The organism is Anaeromyxobacter soli (assembly GCF_022808855.1).
Lineage (GTDB): Bacteria > Myxococcota > Myxococcia > Myxococcales > Anaeromyxobacteraceae > Anaeromyxobacter > Anaeromyxobacter soli.
Genome location: NZ_JAKZLF010000009.1, coordinates 136,580 through 153,626 on the forward strand (window position 1 = coordinate 136,580; position 17,047 = coordinate 153,626).

Consider the following 17,047-nt stretch of genomic DNA (forward strand, 5'->3'; position numbering starts at 1 on the left):
GCGCTTGTCCGCCAAATAGGATGCTCGTCTCACTTAACGGATAACCCCGAGGACGCCGATGACCATCCCCTCCGACCGGAAGCTGCGCTTCGAGACGCTCCAGGTCCACGCCGGACAGGAACCGGCGCCCGGCACGAACGCCCGTGCGGTCCCCATCTACCAGACCACCTCCTACACGTTCGACAGCGCGGACCACGGCGCGAACCTGTTCGCGCTGAAGGAGTTCGGGAACATCTACACGCGGATCATGAACCCCACGACGGACGTCTTCGAGAAGCGGGTCGCCGCCCTCGAGGGCGGCGTCGCGGCGCTCGCGACCGCGTCCGGGCAGGCGGCGCAGTTCCTCGCCATCGCCAACATCGCCCAGGCGGGCGACAACGTCGTCTCCACGAGCATGCTGTACGGCGGTACGTACAACCAGTTCAAGGTGACGCTGCCCCGGCTGGGCATCGGCGTGAAGCTGGTCGACGGCGACGACGTGGGCGCGCTCGCGAAGGCCATCGACGGCCACACGAAGGCCCTCTACGTCGAGTCCATCGGCAACCCGGCCGGGAACGTGCCCGACTTCGAGGAGCTCGCGAAGGTCGCTCACGCGAACGGCATCCCGCTCATCGTCGACAACACCTTCGGCGCCGGCGGCTACCTCGTCCGGCCGATCGAGCACGGGGCGGACGTCGTCGTCGAGTCGGCGACGAAGTGGATCGGCGGGCACGGCACCTCGATCGGCGGCGTGATCGTCGACTCCGGCAAGTTCGACTGGGCGGCGAGCGGCAAGTTCCCGGTCTTCACCGAGCCCTCGCCGGGGTACCACGGCCTCGTGTTCAACGACGTGTTCGGGCCGAAGGGGCCGTTCGGCAACATCCAGTTCATCATCCGCGCCCGCGTCGAGGGGCTCCGCGACCTGGGGCCGGCGCTCTCGCCCTTCAACGCGTTCCTCCTGCTCCAGGGCCTCGAGACGCTCTCCCTGCGCGTGCAGCGCCAGGTGGACAACACGCTCGCGCTCGCGAAGTGGCTCGAGACGCACCGCTCGGTCGCGTGGGTGAACTACACCGGGCTCGAGAAGCACCCCCACCACCAGCGGGCCCGCAAGTACCTCCGGAACGGGTTCGGCGGCGTCTTCACCTTCGGGATCAAGGGGGGGTTCGAGGCGGGGAAGGCGTTCATCAACTCGGTGAAGCTCGCCTCGCACCTCGCGAACGTCGGCGACGCGAAGACGCTCGTCATCCACCCCGCGTCGACCACCCACCAGCAGCTCTCGGAGGCGGAGCAGCAGAGCGCCGGGGTCACGCCCGATCAGATCCGGGTCTCGACCGGCATCGAGCACATCGACGACCTCAAGGAGGACTTCGAGGCGGCGTTCGCCGCGGCGCGCTGACGCCCCCTCGTGCGGCGGGTCCCCCGGGGCCCGCCGCCGCGCGCCGTCGCCTGCCCCGGGCGCCGCGGTCGCGCGTCCTCCACCGCGCCCGCGGCGGACGGGCACCTTCCCCGCTCCCGTCCGCCCGCGGTAGGTTCCGGCGCCATGCCCGTCGGGACCTACGCGGCAGCGGGCCGCACCGCCCTCCTCCTCCTGGCCGTCGCGGCCGTGGTCTCCGGCGTCGCGGGCGCGTACCTCCAGACCGAGGAGGCGCACGCGGAGCGCCGGCTCGTGGAGGGTCGCGCTGGCGCGCTCGCCGAGGCGCTCGAGCGGTCCGTCACGGAGGCCATGGACGAGCACCGGCCGGAGAGCATGGGCGCGATCCTCGCGGCGGTGGCGCGCACCCAGGGCGTGGCCGGCGCGGCGCTCGCCGGCCCCGAAGGCCGGATCCGCTTCGCGGCGGGGGAGACGCCCGCGCGCCTCGACCTGGGCGCCGAGGCGCGCTGGACCGAGCGCCGCTTCGTCCTCTCGAAGCCGATCGCGAACGGCCCCGCGTGCCGCGGCTGCCACGGCGCCGCGACCGTGAACGGGGCGCTCCTCGTGGCGCTCGACACGACCGAGCTCGGGCCCAGGCTCGCCGCCTCGGCGCGACGCATCTGGGCGCTCGTGGGGCTCACCTTCCTCGCCATCGGCATCGCGGTCGTCCTCGTACTGCGGGCGGCGCGGCGCGTGGCCGATCGCACCCAGCGGCTCGCCGAGGCGCTGGCGGCGGCGAACGCGGCGCGCGAGGCCCGGGCCGCCGACCTCTCGCGGCTGCAGGCGATCCTCGACTCCATGGCGGACGGCGTCCTCTTCATCGACGCGGACGAGCGCGTCGCGCTCGTGAACAAGGCGGGCCGCGTGCTGCGCAACCTCACCGGCGGGGCGGGCCGGCCGCTCCGCGACTGCCACCCGAAGGCCTCGCACTCCATGCTCGACCGCGTGCTGCGCTACCTCCGCGACGGGGACGACGCCGGCCCGGCGCACTCGATCATCAAGGAGCGCGAGGGGCGGTTCGAGACGACCTACGCGCCGGTGAAGAACGCGGACGGCGCGTACCTCGGCACGGTCATGGTGATCCGCGACATCGCCGAGCGGCGGACGCTCGAGCGGCGGCTCCTCGACGCGGAGCGGCTGTCCGGGCTCGGGCAGATGTCCGCGCAGATCGCCCACGAGCTCCGGAACCCCCTCAACGCGATCGGCGGCGCGGCGCAGTTCCTCAGCCGGCGCTTCGACGGCGACGCCGAGGTCGCCGAGTACGCCGGCCTCATCGACGCGGAGGTCCAGCGGGTGAACCGCTTCGTCTCCGAGCTGCTCCAGGTCGCGCGCCCGGGCGAGCCGGAGCTGGCGCCGGTGTCCGTCAACCGGCTCCTGCGCGAGGCCGCCCGGAAGGCCGCCGTCGCGCGCGGCCTCCCGGCGGACGCGGTGCGGCTCGAGCTCGCCCCGGAGCTGCCCGTGCTCGACGTGGACGCCCCCATGATCACCGAGGCCCTGGTGAACCTCCTCCAGAACGCGTTCGAGGCGGGCGGCGGCGCGCCGGTCGAGCTCGCGAGCCGCTACGAGACCGCCGGCGGCGAGGGGACCATCCTGGTCGAGGTGCGCGACCGCGGCTGCGGGATCCCCGCCGAGGAGCTCGACGAGGTGCTGCGGCCCTTCGTGACCACGAAGCCGACGGGGACCGGGCTCGGCCTCGTCGTCGTCTCGCGCGCCGTCGAGCAGCACCGCGCCCGCTTCGCCCTCTCGCGCCGCGAGGGCGGCGGCACCGTCGCCGCCATCCGGTTCCCCGTCCGCCGCGCCGCCGCGGGGCCCTCCGATCCCGCGGCAGGCTCCGCCGCTCCGGAGGTGGCGTGAGCGCCCCGGTCGCCGCGGAGGGGCTCGTCCTCGTCGTGGACGACGATCCCGGCACGCGCAAGGTCGCGAAGGCGAACCTCTCCCTCGAGGGCTTCGAGGTGCTCGTCGCCTCCTCCGGCGCGGAGGCGCTCGCGCGGCTCGAGGAGTCGGACCCGCTCGCCGTCGTCTCCGATCTCAAGATGCCGGATCTCGACGGCATCGCCCTCATGGATCGCGTGCACGCGCTCCGCCCCGCGCTGCCGGTCGTGCTCGTCACCGCGCACGCGACGGTGGAGACGGCGGTCGAGGCGATGCGCAGGGGCGCGCTCCACTACCTCACGAAGCCCATCCGCTACGACGAGCTCGCGCTCGTGCTCCGCCACGCGGTGGCGCACGAGCGGCAGCGCCGCGACGTGACGCGCCTGCGCGGGGAGCTCGAGCGGGCGTCCGGGTTCGAGGAGATCGTCGGGACCTCGCCGGCGATGCGCGAGGTCTTCTCGATGGTGGAGCAGGTCGCCGACGCCGACGCGACGGTGCTCCTGCGCGGCGAGACCGGCACCGGCAAGGAGCTCGTCGCCCGCGCCATCCACCACCGCTCGGGGCGGCGGGACCGCACCTTCGTGGCGGTGAACTGCACCGCCATCCCGCGCGATCTCATGGAGAGCGAGTTCTTCGGCCACGAGAAGGGCGCGTTCACCGGCGCCGTCGCGCGGCGGATCGGCCGGTTCGAGCAGGCGCACGGCTCGACCCTGTTCCTCGACGAGGTCGGCGACCTCGATCTCGCCATCCAGGCGAAGCTCCTGCGGGTGCTGCAGGAGCAGGAGCTCACGCGCGTCGGCGCCCAGGACGCCATCCGCGTGGACGTCCGCATCGTGGCGGCGACGAACCGCGATCTCGAGGCGCTCGTCCGCGAGGGCCGCTTCCGGGACGACCTCTACTACCGCCTGAACGTCATCCCGCTCCGCCTGCCGCCGCTGCGCGAGCGGACGAGCGACCTGCCCGCGCTCATGGAGCACTTCCTGGGCTCGTTCGCGAAGCGCTACGGCCGCAGGGCGCCGCTGCCCCCGCCCGACGTCATCGCGGCCGCCCGCGCCTACCCGTGGCCCGGCAACGTCCGCGAGCTGCGCAACCTCTGCGAGCGCGCCGTGCTCATGGGGTGGGCGGCGATCGCCCCGATCCTCGGCGCGGGACCGCGCGCCGACGCGTACGGCGCGGCGGCGCTCGTGGACCCGTCCCTGCCGCTCCTCGAGGCGAAGCAGCGGCTCGTCGAGCGGTTCGAGCGCGAGTACCTGACGCGGCTCCTCAAGGAGCACCGCGGGCGGGTCGGCGAGGTCGCGCGCGCCGCGGGGATCGCCGAGCGGAACCTGTACGAGAAGATGAAGGCGTACGGGCTGTCGCGCGACGACTACCGGTGAGCCCGCCGGTTCGCCTCCCCCGCAAGCGGCCGTTTGCACGTCGTCCCTGGCGGGCGTGCCCCGCATTGGCAGTCCTCGCCGCGGGGAGGCGTGCTGCACAACGGGGCCATGACCGACCGGACCCCCAAGAACCGCCGCGCCGCGCTCGCCCTCGGCCTCGTCGCGCTGCTCGGCGCCGCCGCGACGCTCGCGCGGGCGCAGACCCAGGAGAAGCCCGCGAGGCCCGCCCCCGCCGCCAAGGCGCAGAAGCCCGCCGCGAAGGCGAAGAAGCCGGCCGCGAAGGCCGCGCCCGCCGCCGCCGGCCCGCAGATCACCGACGAGACCGTCGATCCCGCCGTGTGGGGCAAGCAGTATCCGCTCGAGTACGAGACCTACAAGAAGACCGTCGACCAGGTCCGCACGAAGTACGGCGGCTCGGAGGCGCTGCCGCGCACGCCGGACGAGGCGGACCCGCGCTCGGTCGTCTCGCAGGAGAAGATCGAGGAGGACCCCCGCCTCAAGACGATGTGGGCGGGCTACGCCTTCAGCGTCGACTTCCGCGAGGAGCGCGGCCACGCGTACATGCTCGAGGACCAGACCTTCACGAAGCGTCAAGCGGTCGTGAAGCAGCCGGGCTCGTGCATGCAGTGCCACGGCTCCGTGTACGTCCCCTACAAGAAGCTCGGGAACGGCGACCTCGAGGCCGGGTTCCGCAAGATGAACGCGATGCCCTACATGGAGACGCGCAAGCTCGTCGAGCACCCGGTCGCCTGCATCGACTGCCACGACCCGGAGACGATGGCCCTGCGGGTCACGCGGCCCGGCTTCATCAACGGCATGCGCGCCCTCAAGGCGAAGCTGGGCGTGAAGGACTACGACGTGAACAAGCAGGCCTCGCAGAAGGAGATGCGCGCGTTCGTCTGCGGGCAGTGCCACGTCGAGTACTACTTCAAGGGCGACGACAAGCAGCTCACCTACCCCTGGTTCAACGGCATCCGGGTGGACGACATCCTGGCGTACTACGACGAGATCAAGTTCAAGGACTGGGTCCACAAGACGACCGGCGCGCCCGCGCTCAAGGCCCAGCACCCCGAGTTCGAGATGTGGAACCAGGGCATCCACGCCCGGTCCGGCGTCACCTGCGTCGACTGCCACATGCCGGAGATCCAGTACAAGGGCGAGAAGATCACCGATCACCAGGTGAACAGCCCGCTCCTCAAGGTCGAGGCGTCCTGCACGAGGTGCCACGCGGGCGTGAAGCCGGACGAGCTCAAGAACCGCGTCCTCACGGAGCAGGACCGCTTCTACAAGCAGCGGAACATCGCGATGGACGCGCTCATGGATCTCATCGGCGACATCCAGAAGGCGCAGGGCGAGGGCAAGGCCACCCCCGAGCAGCTCGACGCGGCGCGGTACCTCCAGCGGCGCGCGCAGTTCTACCTGGACTTCGTCGAGGCGGAGAACTCCACCGGCTTCCACGCCCCGCAGGAGGCGCTGCGGATCCTCGGCGACTCCGTCGACTACGCGCGCCAGGGACAGCTCGTGCTGCGCGACGCGACGTTCAAGCCCGACGTGAAGGTCGTCGTCGTCCCGACGGCGCAGCCCGGCCCGGCCCAGGCGCCGGGGACGCACCCGGCGGCCGCTCCGCCCGCGCCCGCGCCCGCCCCCGCGCCAGGGAAGCCGGCGGAGAAGGCGAAGTAGCGGGGCGCGGGCGAGGGTACGGCGAGGCCCCGCCGCCTCGAGCGGCGAGCGGGGCCCTCTCGCATCCTTCGCGCGGGGCTACAGGGGGACCGGCAGCGGGAGGCGGTGGACCTTGTCCACCGACTGCGGGCCCTTCACGCCGTGACAGGAGACGCACTGCTCCTTGCCGTTGCCCGTCTCGCGCGCCGCGTGGGAGATCGCGTAGGCGGTGGCGTGGCACGCGGTGCACGCCGCGGCGATCGGGGGCGTCGTCGGCTCGTCCGCCCCGTGAGCGGACGATCCGGCGTGACGGATCGTCGGCGTCTCGTTCGCGACGGTGGGCGGCGAGGTCGCGGGGACCGCCTCGACGCGGTAGGTCCCCTCCAGGTGACAGAGCGTGCACCGGGCGAGGTCTCCGGGGAACTCGCCCATGTCGCGGAAGCGGAAGCTCCCGTAGCGACCGTACGAGACGTACGGGCGGAGGGTCGAGAGCTCCGCCGTGCCCGAGCGCCCGCCCGTGTGGATCCGGTGGATCATCACCTTGAAGTGGATCGAGCGCTCCTCGATCCCGTCGTAGGTGCTCGCGAGGTCCGTGTCGCCCGCGGCGGTCTTGGGGCGGGCGTGCCAGTCCGTCCGCTCCGGGGTGTGGCACGCGGAGCAGTACTCGACGCGCATGCGCATCTGGCCGTGATAGGCGATGCGCACGTGACAGGCGTTGCACTTCGCGACGTCGACGATGCGCCGGCGCGGCGTCGGATTTCCCCCGCCCGTGCCGCCCGCGGCGAGATCGATCCACACCGTCGCGGTGTCGGCGGGCTCGTAGAGGGACTCGCCCGTGTACGGCCAGGCGAACGCGTTCGCGACGGGGTCCCATAGCGGGGTGTAGGCGCCGCGCCGCGTGTCCAGGCCGGCGATCCAGGTGCCGCTCGCGTCGGCGGGGAGCGTCGCCTTGAACGTGTAGCTGAAGCGGCCGTTCACGTCCGCCGCCATGTCCACCGGGACGAGCTCGCTGATCGGGAGCGAGGCCGCGCCGAGCGAGCGGAAGTCCGGATCGGCCGGGCCCGCGATGGTGGCCTCGAAGTAGCCGCTGTGCCCCGGGGCCGCGTCGAAGGCGCCCCGCGGCACCGGGCTCGTGGCGTCGAGCGCCGGCGTCGGCGAGAGCAGGGACGTGAGCAGGCCGTCGCGATCCGAGACCGTGAAGACGATCGTCGGCGACATGCCGGGCAGCGCGTTCTTGACCTCGACGATCTCGAGCGTCGGCCTGTTCAGCCGCGGGCTCCGGAGCGGCGCGACGTGCGCCTCCGCGATGTCCACCTGGTCAGCCGGATCCCCCGGGAGCGACACGTGGCACTTCGCGCAGCCCGTGTCGTCGGGCTGCGGCCCGCCCGAGTGGGCGAAGTGGACCGGGTCCGGCGGCGCGCCCGCCCCGAACCAGACGTCCGCGTGGCAGCCCTGGCAGCTCCGCCGCGAGATCTCGGTCGCGAGCGCCGCCTCGCGCGCCGCCCCCGCGTGGCACGTGGTGCAGTTGCGGAGGTCCACGGGGAACGTGACGCCGCGCGCGACCAGCTTCGCCGGCTGTCCGTTGTCGGTGCGCGCGACCACCTGCCCGAAGATCCGCTCGCGGCTCTCCGCGCCGATCACCGAGAACCTCCGGCCGAGGAGCGGCGTGTTGCGCCCCGTGAAGAACGGCTTCGGGCTCGTCGCGCCGATGGGCGGCGCCTCCACGGCGCTGCTCGCCACGTAGAGCGTCGGCAGGTTCTTCCCGCGGTGGATGCGGTGCACGAGGCGCGACAGCTCGAGCGGGTTCGGATCCGTGTCGGCGGTCGCCGCGGCGGGCGCGGCCGGATCCACCGTCTGCCCGTCCGCGTGCTGGTACGTGTGGCAGGTGACGCAGATGCGGGTACCGGTGCGGGACCCGTCGTGCGCGCGCAGCGTGCCGTGGCAGCTCGCGCAGGCGGTGTCGAGAACGAGCTCGCGCCCCCGGAGCGGCCCGTGGTTCGGCACGAAGTCGAACGTCGAGGTGGTGAGCTGGGTCCCGGCGACGCCGGTCAGGAACGCGCCGACGCGCAGCGTCTCCGCGAGGTCCTGGCCGGCGGGGAGCGGGGCCGCGAGCGTGTACGTGAACGCGCCGCCGCCCTGGTCCGTCCAGGTCCCGGCCGTCTCCGCGCCGGGCTGGCGCGTACCGTGGAGCACCGCTCCGTCGGGCGTGCCCGGCCCTGCCACGGGGAGGTTCGCGAGCGTCTCCGCGCCGGTGAGCAAGAGGCTGCGCCACGCGGGCAGGGCGGTGCCGGGGTTCACGGGATCCGGAGAGAGCGCCGCCAGCGTGAAGGCCGGGCCGAGCGACCGCGCTGCCGCGAGGCCGAGGGGCCGCTCGTCGCGCGAGATCTGCAGGGTGACGACGACGTGCTGGGCAGCGTCCAGCGCCGCGCCGATGATCTCGATCCTCGGCCCGGTCGGCGGGGGCGATCCCACGGCGGCGCCGAGCTTCGGCGCCTGCTGGCATCCGCCGAGCAGCGCGAGCGTGACCGCCGCGGCCCAACCGCTGTTCGTGAACCGGCGACTCATCGATCCTCCCGGCGCGCGCGCCGACGCCTTCCCCGGCTCGCGTCTCGTCGCCATAGCACGAAGCAACCGAGAGGCACATTCCGCTTACCGCCACGCAGTCGCGAGGTGCGCGCGCGTCGGTCACCGGCAGCGCACCGGCGCAGAGGTGCGGACTGCGCCGCGTCAAGGCGACAGCCGCGAAGTTGACACCCACAGGATCTCGGCACGTACCATGCGCGCCGGGACCGACTCCGCGACGGACGAGCCGTCGCGGCGGGGAGGATGGACATGCGAATCGGCCGAGGCCCTGCGGGCCGGCCTCGCATCCTGGAGAGCGGAGCGTGCGCGGAGGCCCTCGGGGGCGCCGGGCGGCGCGGTGCGTCCTCCGGCTGGCTCGAGCCGAGCGGAACTTCGAGCGGGCGGCCGTGACGCGCCAGCTCGCCATGGCGCTCGCCGCCGCCTCCTCCCTCTTCGCCGCGTGCGCGCCCGAGCCGGGGATCGGCGTGCCTCAGCCGATCCAGGTCCCCGGCGGACCGGCCGAGCACTTCTCCACGCTCGAGCTGAACATCCTCGTCCCGCGGTGCGCCACCGCCTCGTGCCACGCCGGCGAGTCTCCGCCGGCGTACCCGCCCCTCGACGCGGGCCTGGCCTACGGCGCGCTCGTCGCGTCCCCCTCGCAGCAGGCCTCGCTGAACCTCGTCGAGCCCTTCGATCCCGCGGGCAGCTACCTCGTCATGAAGCTGCGCGGCACCGCCGGCGACGTCGGCGGGGTCGCGAGCGCGATGCCGATCGGCGACGCCGCCCTCGACGAGGCCGACATCCAGGCGATCGAGGCTTGGATCGCGAACGGAGCGCCGAATGACTAGCCGCAGCGCACCCCGGCGGATCGCAGCCGCCGCCGCGCTCGCCCTCGCCGCCACCCTGCTCGCCTGGGCGCCGCCCGCGCGCGCCAGCGGCGACAACGTGATCGTCTCCGGCTCCGTGTACGTGGACTACTGGGGCATCGAGCGGCGGGACATCGCCGCCCGCACGCCGCGGAGCGTCTCGCCGGACGCGTCGCTGAAGGTCCAGGTCGACATCAACGACGACCTCGCCTTCTCCGCCAAGGCGTGCTTCAGCTGCCACGGCATCGACCTCGAGCACGCCCACCTCGACTACACGCCGAAGACCTGGTTCAACGTCCAGGCCGGGCGCATCGCGGTGCCGTTCGGTGAATACGCGAACCGGGTCGATCAGTCCGGACACAAGACCGTGTCCGCGCCGCTCATCTACGACATGGGCCGCATGGCGTACGGCGAGAAGAACGCGATGAACCTCGGCGTCATGCCCCAGCCCTACTCCGACACCGGCGCCCTGCTGTACGGGATCACCTGGCTCGGCGAGAGCCTGCAGGTCTGGTACGGGCTCTACGGCGTCGCCGGCATGCGCGGCTCGAACGACCTCGACTTCACCTCGCTGCGCACCGTCTATTACACCGACAACAACGACCAGCCCGCCGGCGGCGGTCGGCTCGCCGTCACCTGGGCCTCCTCCGGCAAGGGCTTCTTCGGCGACGTGAGCGTCGGCGCCTCGGCCACCGGCGGCCGCTACGATCGCGCGGCGAAGCTCGACTACGCGGCCGTCGGCGCGGACGCGTCCATGAAGCTCGGCCCGGTCACGCTGCGCGGCGAGTACGCGGCGCGGCGCACCGACATCGACACGGCCGCCAAGGGCTACAAGTGGACGATCGTCGACCCCTTCGTCATGAAGGAGGGCTGGTACGCCGAGATCGAGCACCCGCTCGGCAAGCACGTGGACATGGTCTACCGCTACGACGAGCTCCGTCGTAAAGGCGTACCCCTCCCCGGCTCCACGATCACGCCGGACAGCCTCCTCGTGCGCTACACCGCGGGGCTCGTCCTGACGCCGGCACAGTCCACGTACGTGAAGCTCGGGTGGGAGTACTGGAGCGACAAGACGATGATCGGCACGCCGCCCGGCACGACGCCCTTCCAGGACTTCCACTCCATCCACCTCGGATTCGGAGGAGCCTTCTGATGTCCGTCACCTTCGCCGCCGCCGCCGTCCTGGGGCTCGTGCTCCAGGCCGAGCCCGAGAAGGCGCCCCCCGATCCCCGCGACTTCGGGCCGGGCACCATCGACGTCTCGTCGTATCCGGAGGAGCAGCAGCGCCGGTACGAGATCCTCATCGGGAAGTGCAACAAGTGCCACCCGGCCGCGCGGGCGGTGAACTCGCACTTCAGCTCGCAGCAGTGGAAGCGCTACATGAAGAAGATGCTGCGGCGCCCGAACTCCGGCATCAACGAGGAGCAGGCGCAGCGCATCTACGAGTTCCTGAAGTTCCGCGCGACGCAGGAGGGCCTGGGCTAGGCCCGGACCGCCATGTTCGCCAGGTTCGCCGATCGCACGAAGAGCTCGCTTCGCTTGCGCCTCATGGTGGCGACGCTCGTCCTCGTCGCCCTCGCCCTCGCCATCGCCGCGGTCGCGTTCGAGCGCGTCGCGCGCTCGGTCATCGTCGACGCGGTGCACTCGCACCTCTCCGCCCGCGCCGAGGAGGTCCAGGCCGCGGTCGTCCGGTTCCAGCGGGAGCGCGCGCTCGCCATCCGCAACTGGGCCGAGGCGGAGGCGATGCAGATGACGATCGACTCCGGCGATCCCAAGTTCGCCGAGGACTACCTGCGCAGGACGATCCAGGACCAGGGCGGGACGATCTCGGCGGCGGCGCTCCTCGACATGGACGGCGCCGTCATCGCCGCGGTCCGGGAGGGCGCCGCGGGCGAGCGCCGCGGGCTGCCGGTCGTGACGCTGCGCGGCGTGGTGCTCGGCGACGTGCCGGTGAAGGCCGCGCTGGAGGGCTCAGCCGAGCTCGGCGACGGCGTCGCCGCGGGGACGGTGCCGCTCTCGCGGCTCGATCCCACCGAGGGCAGCGCGCTCGGGGTGATGGTCGCCGCGCCCGTGAAGGACTTCGCCGGCGACCTCGTGGGCGTGGTGGTGGGCGTCCTCTCGCCGCACGGGCTCTCCCGGCTCCTCGGCGGGATCGCGGGCGAGGACGGGCTCTACCAGCCCATCGTCGCCGACGAGCGGCTCACGCTCGTCCTGTCGGTCCCGTCCGCCGACGCGCGCAAGGTGCACGCGCTCGCGGAGGCCGCGTCCGCGGCGCCCGGCGCGCTCGAGACCATCGCGCTCGCCGGCTCGGAGCCGGTGCTCGCCGTCCGCACCGCGCCCGACGCGGGCGTCCCCGGCTGGCGCACGTTCATGGCGGTCCACGAGGCGGACGCGTACGGCCGGCTCTACTGGCTGCGCGCCCTCCTCGGCATCCTGTTCGCGATCGTCCTCGCCGTCGCGGGCGTCGCGAGCATCGGCGCGATCCGCCAGGCCTCGCGGCCGCTCACGGACATCACCCAGTCCATGACCCAGGTCGCGAGCGGCGACCTGTCCACCCGCGTCCCCGAGGCCTACAGCGACGAGCTGGGCCACCTCGTCCACTCGTTCAACGTGATGGTGAGCGAGGTCGAGCGGTCTCGCGACGAGCTTCAGCGCACCGAGGCGCTCCGGCGCGAGGTGGAGATCGCGCACCGGATCCAGACCGCGATCCTGCCCGTGGCGCCTTCGCTCGCGGGCTACGACGTCGCGGCGCGCATGAAGCCGGCCGACGACGTCGGCGGCGACCTCTACGACCTGCTCCCGTTCGACGACACGTTCTGGGTGCTCGTCGGGGACGTCTCCGGACACGGCATCAACTCCGGGCTCGTGATGATGATGGCGCAGGCCGCGGCGTACGCGGCGATCGCCGAGAACCCGCGCGGCTCGCCGAAGACCGTCATCGCCGCCGTCAACCGCGTGGTGCACGAGAACGTCCGCCGGAGGATGCGGCGCGACGACTACCTGACGCTCATGGCAGCGCGCCACATCGGCGACGGGCGCTTCGTCGCTGCGGGCGCGCACCAGCCGATCTTCCTCTCCCGCGGGAGCGGCAAGGTCGACGTCATCGAGCCGGCGGGCCCGTGGTGCGGGCTCGGGCCCAGCGTGGCGCCGCGCGAGTACGAGTTCCAGGTCCACCCCGGGGAGATGCTCTGCCTCATCACGGACGGCATGGTCGAGGCGCCGGACGCCGGGGGCGATCTCTTCGGCGAGGACCGCCTCGCCCAGATGCTGTCCGAGCCCTCCGTCAGCTCCGCGACCGCCTCGCAGGCGCTCGCCGCGATCTTCTCCAGGGTCGAGGCGTTCGCCGCCACGCAGGCGGACGACATGACCGCAGTCGTCCTGAGGCGCCAGCCCCATGCCTGAGCAGAAGCCCGAGCCGCGCCAGCCCATCTACCTCATGCTGCGGATGAAGCCGCCCTGGGTCTTCATCGACGAGATCCGGCGCTTCGTCGAGTCGTTCTGCGCCTGCGCCTGCGAGGTCGCGGTGAACCGCGAGTCGCAGCTCGCGCTGGCGGTGCACGAGCTCATGCAGAACGCGGTGCCGTTCTCGCACGAGGAGGAGGTCGACCTCGTCCTCGAGGTGGATCCCGACGCCGATCGCGTCGAGGTGGCGGTGACGAACCGCTGCACCGAGGCGGAGTTCCAGTCGCTGAGGGAGCGCATCGAGCGCATGAACGAGGAGCCCGACGCGCTCCGCCACTACCTCGCCGAGATGAGCACCTCGCCGGCCACCGTGCGCGGCGGGCTCGGCCTCGCGCGCGTCCGCTTCGAGTGCCAGCTCGAGGTCACCTTGAGCCGCTCGGGTGGCCGCGTCACCGTCCACGCCTCCGGCGCGCTGCGCGCGCCGGCCCTGAAGGTTCCCGGAGGAGCCCATGCCTGAGTTGCCCGTCCCGACGAATCCGCTGCAGGTCGCGGACGACAAGTACTCCGCAGTGCTCGCGAGCGACGTGGAGGGTCCACGCGTCGTCTTCCGCGGCACGATCAGCACCGTCAACCCCGCGGTGATCCTGAACCCCTTCGTCGACGCGGTGCACGGCGAGCTCTCGCGGCTCGGGAGGAGGCGGGTCCGGGTGGATCTCCGCGAGCTGGAGTTCTGCAACTCCTCCGGCTTCAAGTCGTTCATCCACTGGATCGAGCGGATCGGCGCGCTGCCGGAGCCGCAGCGCTACTCGCTGCACTTCCTCTCCAACCCGGCGCGCAAGTGGCAGCGCACGAGCCTGCTCGCGCTCTCCTGCTACGGCGTGAACAGCGTCTCGATGGAGTAGGCGCGGCACCGCGCCGCCCCCGCAGGCGGCGCTCCGAGCTCGCGGCCCGTTCGCCTCCCGGCGGGCGGGCCGCGTCACATTGACGCAGCGTGATCGCCGCGCCGCGAGGCCACGCGCCGCTCCGGTCGGATGGGCGCATCCGAACGCCTGGCGCGGTCATCCGAACGCGCCGCGCGCTCTCGTCCTGCGGACCGCGTAACCCCGCGAGACGCCGTCGGCGAGCGGGGACCGCGCCCGTGGCGCGCGGCTTGCGATGTGAGGGGCCAACTCGTTCACGAGGCCCTTCATGCCCATCGGAAGCTCGCTCCTCTCGTGGCCCCTCGTCCTGGTCGCCGGGACCCTCGGCGTCGCCGCGGGCGTCGGCGGCTACGCCTTCGCGTACGCGAAGGGGACGTCGTACCTCGGCAACGACCCGGCCACGTGCGCCAACTGCCACGTGATGTCCGGCCACTACGAGGGCTGGCAGGAGTCGTCGCACCACGCCTTCGCCACCTGCAACGACTGCCACACCCCCGCCGCGCCCGTCGGCAAGTACGTGACCAAGGCCGAGAACGGGTTCCACCACTCGATGGCGTTCACGGTCGGCGGGTTCCCCGACGTGATCCGCGCGCGGGCTGCGAGCCGCGAGGTCGTCGAGGGCCAGTGCCGGCACTGCCACGCCGCCGTGGTCGACGCGATGACCGCGGGCGGCGAGGTCTCCTGCATCCGCTGCCACGCCTCCGTCGGACACCTCCGCTGAACCGCCTCACGTCACTCAAGGAGAAACGCAAATGACCCCCGAAACCGCCCCGAAGAAGCGCGGGCTCCTCCTCGCCCTCGTCGCGGGCGCCTTCGCGCTCGCCGCCGTGCTGGCCGCCGCCCTCCTCGTGAACGTCGCCGAGAAGAAGAGCGAGGCGAAGAACCCGACCGTGCGCGTGGTCGAGCTCACCGACGACACCGAGGATCCGGCCGTGTGGGGCAAGAACTTCCCGGCCGAGTACGACCTCTACAAGAGGACGACGGACATGGTCCGCACGAAGCACGGCGGCTCCGAGGCGATGCCCCACACGCCGACGGCGCAGGATCCGCGCACAGTGACCTCCCAGTCCAAGACGGACGCGGACCCGCGGCTCAAGACGATGTGGGCGGGCTACGCGTTCGCGGCCGACTTCCGCGAGGAGCGCGGCCACGCGTACACGCTCGACGACCAGATCTTCACGCAGCGCCAGGTCGTCGCGAAGCAGCCCGGCACCTGCGGCCAGTGCCACGCCTCCGTCTACGTGCCCATGAAGAAGCTCGGGAACGGGGACATCTTCAAGGGCTTCGAGGCGCTCAACAAGATGCCGTACTCGGAGGCGAAGCAGCACTTCAAGCACCCGGTCGCCTGCATCGACTGCCACGACTCGCAGACCATGGCGCTCCGCGTGACGCGCCCGGCCTTCCTCGAAGGCATCCGCGCCTTCAAGGCGGCCCAGGGCGTGCCGAACTACGACCCGAACACCATGGCGACGCGGCAGGAGATGCGCGCCTACGTCTGCGGCCAGTGCCACGACGAGTACTACTTCAAGGGCCCGGAGAAGCGGCTCACCTTCCCCTGGTCGAAGGGCATGAAGGGCGACCAGATCCTCTCCTACTACGACGAGGTCGGCTTCCGGGACTGGACGCACAAGGAGACGGGCGCGCCGGTGCTGAAGGCGCAGCACCCCGAGTTCGAGATGTGGAACCAGGGCATCCACGCCCGCTCCGGCGTCGCCTGCGCCGACTGCCACATGCCCTACATGCGCGTCGGCGGCACCAAGGTCTCGGATCACTGGGTGCGCAGCCCGGTGCTGAACCTGAACCGCGCCTGCCAGGGCTGCCACAAGTGGCCGGAGGAGGAGCTCAAGGCCCGGGTCGAGGCGATCCAGGACAAGCACCTCGAGCTCCGCGAGCAGGCGTTCGACGCCCTCGTCGCGCTGATCGGCGACGTCAAGGCGGCGAAGGAGGCCGGCAGGACGGACGCGGAGCTCGAGAAGGCGCGGTTCCTCCAGCGCCGCGCGCAGTTCCTGTTCGACTTCGTCGAGGCGGAGAACTCGACCGGCTTCCACGCGCCGCAGGAGGCCGCCCGCGTGCTCTTCGAGTCGATCGACGCCTCCCGCCAGGGCCAGATCGCGCTGCGCGATCCGTCCTTCAAGCCGACCGTCGCGGTGGTGACGATCCCCCCGCCGCCGGCCGCCCCCGGCGCGCCGGCCCCCGCCGTGCAGCCGGCGGCCCTCACGAGGTGATTCCCCGGGGCCTCCGGACGCGCTCCCCTGCCGCGCCGGAGGCCCTCTTCTCTCCACCGGAGGCCGCCGTGCCGAGACCGCTCTCGTTCCACGCCCGCCGCGAGCTGCTCCAGGCCTCCGCCGCCGCGTCGGCCCTCGCCGGGCTCGGCCTCCCCGTCGACGTGCTCGTCGCACGCGGCAAGGGCTGGTCGCGGCGCAGCGGTGCTCGCTCCGGCGCCGAGCCCCGGCCCCCGTCCGACGCCCGCGACGAGGGGGCGAGCCGTCCGGGCACGGAGGAGCGCCGGGCCCGCGAGCCGTCGGACGTCGAGGGCGACCGGGGCCCGCGATGATCGTCGCCGGCCTCGTCATCGAGACGGTCCCGGGCGCGGCGCCGCGCGTGGCCGCGCGGCTCCTGCACGAGCCCGGCCTCGCCCTCCAGGGCGGCGACGGGGATCGCCGCCTCGCGGCCGTGTTCACCGGCGCGGACGGCGCCGCGCTCGAGGCGCTCGCGGAACGGCTCGTGCGCGCGCACGAGGACCTCCTGGGCGTCTTCCCCACCTACGTCGCGGACGCGGGCGACGGGTCCGGAGATCCCGGGCCGGGCGGCGCCCGCTCGTGACGCTCCGTCATTTGCCGCCAGGCCTCGCGGCCCACTCGCCCGGAGCCACGGCGCTCGCCCGCTCCCGGGCACTTGGGGTTCCCCGCGCGAGGACCCGCGCCGCTCCCCCGGCGGTGGCAGCATCCGCACGCCGCCGCCCCGTTGCACCCGCCGTCACCACGCCGGCGGCGACCCTCA

15 protein-coding genes are annotated in these 17,047 nt (G+C 72.8%); 14 read left to right on the forward strand and 1 reads right to left on the reverse strand.

Going from position 1 to position 17,047, the window contains the following annotated elements; translation table 11 throughout:
* Positions 1–58 precede the first annotated feature (58 nt).
* From MLV88_RS09240 to MLV88_RS09255, 4 genes are all read left to right on the forward strand, one after another.
* The gene (locus MLV88_RS09240; protein ID WP_242360878.1) at positions 59–1,375 is read left to right on the forward strand and encodes an O-acetylhomoserine aminocarboxypropyltransferase/cysteine synthase family protein; all 1,317 of its coding nucleotides are present in this window, start codon (positions 59–61) and stop codon (positions 1,373–1,375) included.
* 144 nt (positions 1,376–1,519) lie between these two features.
* Complete coding sequence (locus MLV88_RS09245; protein ID WP_242338775.1) at positions 1,520–3,244, forward strand: two-component system sensor histidine kinase NtrB; 1,725 nt, start codon at positions 1,520–1,522, stop codon at positions 3,242–3,244.
* Positions 3,241–4,638 (forward strand): sigma-54-dependent transcriptional regulator, encoded by a 1,398-nt coding sequence (locus tag MLV88_RS24565; protein WP_242338773.1) that lies wholly within the window; start codon positions 3,241–3,243, stop codon positions 4,636–4,638. The genes MLV88_RS09245 and MLV88_RS24565 overlap by 4 nt, the downstream gene beginning before the upstream one ends.
* A gap of 108 nt (positions 4,639–4,746) precedes the next feature.
* Positions 4,747–6,318, forward strand: coding sequence for an ammonia-forming cytochrome c nitrite reductase subunit c552 (locus tag MLV88_RS09255; protein ID WP_242338771.1), 1,572 nt, complete (start codon positions 4,747–4,749; stop codon positions 6,316–6,318).
* A gap of 78 nt (positions 6,319–6,396) precedes the next feature.
* On the opposite strand, the gene MLV88_RS09260 is transcribed toward MLV88_RS09255, so the two are convergent.
* Positions 6,397–8,862, reverse strand: coding sequence for an OmcA/MtrC family decaheme c-type cytochrome (locus MLV88_RS09260; protein ID WP_242338769.1), 2,466 nt, complete (start codon positions 8,860–8,862; stop codon positions 6,397–6,399).
* 404 nt (positions 8,863–9,266) lie between these two features.
* Between MLV88_RS09260 and MLV88_RS09265 the strand changes: the two genes are divergently transcribed.
* From MLV88_RS09265 to MLV88_RS09310, 10 genes are all read left to right on the forward strand, one after another.
* Positions 9,267–9,707, forward strand: a complete 441-nt coding sequence (locus MLV88_RS09265) for a hypothetical protein (RefSeq protein ID WP_242338767.1) — start codon at positions 9,267–9,269, stop codon at positions 9,705–9,707.
* Complete coding sequence (locus tag MLV88_RS09270; RefSeq protein ID WP_242338765.1) at positions 9,700–10,878, forward strand: hypothetical protein; 1,179 nt, start codon at positions 9,700–9,702, stop codon at positions 10,876–10,878. Before MLV88_RS09265 ends, MLV88_RS09270 begins: the two co-directional genes overlap by 8 nt.
* Positions 10,878–11,210, forward strand: coding sequence for a hypothetical protein (locus tag MLV88_RS09275; RefSeq protein WP_242338763.1), 333 nt, complete (start codon positions 10,878–10,880; stop codon positions 11,208–11,210). The genes MLV88_RS09270 and MLV88_RS09275 overlap by 1 nt, the downstream gene beginning before the upstream one ends.
* 12 nt (positions 11,211–11,222) lie before the next feature.
* Complete coding sequence (locus tag MLV88_RS09280) at positions 11,223–13,127, forward strand: PP2C family protein-serine/threonine phosphatase (RefSeq protein ID WP_242338761.1); 1,905 nt, start codon at positions 11,223–11,225, stop codon at positions 13,125–13,127.
* Entirely contained in the window at positions 13,120–13,644 is a 525-nt protein-coding gene (locus MLV88_RS09285; protein ID WP_242338759.1) for an ATP-binding protein, read from the forward strand. Before MLV88_RS09280 ends, MLV88_RS09285 begins: the two co-directional genes overlap by 8 nt.
* Positions 13,637–14,029 carry a hypothetical protein gene (locus tag MLV88_RS09290; protein ID WP_242338757.1) on the forward strand — a complete coding sequence of 131 codons (393 nt, stop codon included), beginning with the start codon at positions 13,637–13,639 and terminating at the stop codon, positions 14,027–14,029. Before MLV88_RS09285 ends, MLV88_RS09290 begins: the two co-directional genes overlap by 8 nt.
* A gap of 286 nt (positions 14,030–14,315) precedes the next feature.
* Complete coding sequence (gene nrfH / locus MLV88_RS09295; RefSeq protein ID WP_242338755.1) at positions 14,316–14,768, forward strand: cytochrome c nitrite reductase small subunit; 453 nt, start codon at positions 14,316–14,318, stop codon at positions 14,766–14,768.
* Positions 14,769–14,799: 31 nt separating this feature from the next.
* Entirely contained in the window at positions 14,800–16,272 is a 1,473-nt protein-coding gene (locus tag MLV88_RS09300) for an ammonia-forming cytochrome c nitrite reductase subunit c552 (RefSeq protein ID WP_242338753.1), read from the forward strand.
* Positions 16,273–16,340: 68 nt separating this feature from the next.
* Positions 16,341–16,601 carry a hypothetical protein gene (locus MLV88_RS09305; RefSeq protein WP_242338751.1) on the forward strand — a complete coding sequence of 87 codons (261 nt, stop codon included), beginning with the start codon at positions 16,341–16,343 and terminating at the stop codon, positions 16,599–16,601.
* The gene (locus MLV88_RS09310) at positions 16,598–16,870 is read left to right on the forward strand and encodes a hypothetical protein (RefSeq protein WP_242338749.1); all 273 of its coding nucleotides are present in this window, start codon (positions 16,598–16,600) and stop codon (positions 16,868–16,870) included. Before MLV88_RS09305 ends, MLV88_RS09310 begins: the two co-directional genes overlap by 4 nt.
* Positions 16,871–17,047: the final 177 nt, after the last annotated feature.

What these genes read in the sequence shown, in the direction of transcription:
- MLV88_RS09290 (WP_242338757.1), top strand. Translation starts at nt 13,637, where the DNA reads ATGCCTGAGTTGCCCGTCCCGACGAATCCGCTGCAGGTCGCGGACGAC.
- MLV88_RS09245 (WP_242338775.1), top strand. Translation starts at nt 1,520, where the DNA reads ATGCCCGTCGGGACCTACGCGGCAGCGGGCCGCACCGCCCTCCTCCTC.
- MLV88_RS09300 (WP_242338753.1), top strand. Translation starts at nt 14,800, where the DNA reads ATGACCCCCGAAACCGCCCCGAAGAAGCGCGGGCTCCTCCTCGCCCTC.
- MLV88_RS09280 (WP_242338761.1), top strand. Translation starts at nt 11,223, where the DNA reads ATGTTCGCCAGGTTCGCCGATCGCACGAAGAGCTCGCTTCGCTTGCGC.
- MLV88_RS09285 (WP_242338759.1), top strand. Translation starts at nt 13,120, where the DNA reads ATGCCTGAGCAGAAGCCCGAGCCGCGCCAGCCCATCTACCTCATGCTG.
- MLV88_RS09240 (WP_242360878.1), top strand. Translation starts at nt 59, where the DNA reads ATGACCATCCCCTCCGACCGGAAGCTGCGCTTCGAGACGCTCCAGGTC.
- MLV88_RS09310 (WP_242338749.1), top strand. Translation starts at nt 16,598, where the DNA reads ATGATCGTCGCCGGCCTCGTCATCGAGACGGTCCCGGGCGCGGCGCCG.
- nrfH (WP_242338755.1), top strand. Translation starts at nt 14,316, where the DNA reads ATGCCCATCGGAAGCTCGCTCCTCTCGTGGCCCCTCGTCCTGGTCGCC.
- MLV88_RS09255 (WP_242338771.1), top strand. Translation starts at nt 4,747, where the DNA reads ATGACCGACCGGACCCCCAAGAACCGCCGCGCCGCGCTCGCCCTCGGC.
- MLV88_RS09260 (WP_242338769.1), bottom strand. Translation starts at nt 8,862, where the DNA reads ATGAGTCGCCGGTTCACGAACAGCGGTTGGGCCGCGGCGGTCACGCTC.
- MLV88_RS09275 (WP_242338763.1), top strand. Translation starts at nt 10,878, where the DNA reads ATGTCCGTCACCTTCGCCGCCGCCGCCGTCCTGGGGCTCGTGCTCCAG.
- MLV88_RS09270 (WP_242338765.1), top strand. Translation starts at nt 9,700, where the DNA reads ATGACTAGCCGCAGCGCACCCCGGCGGATCGCAGCCGCCGCCGCGCTC.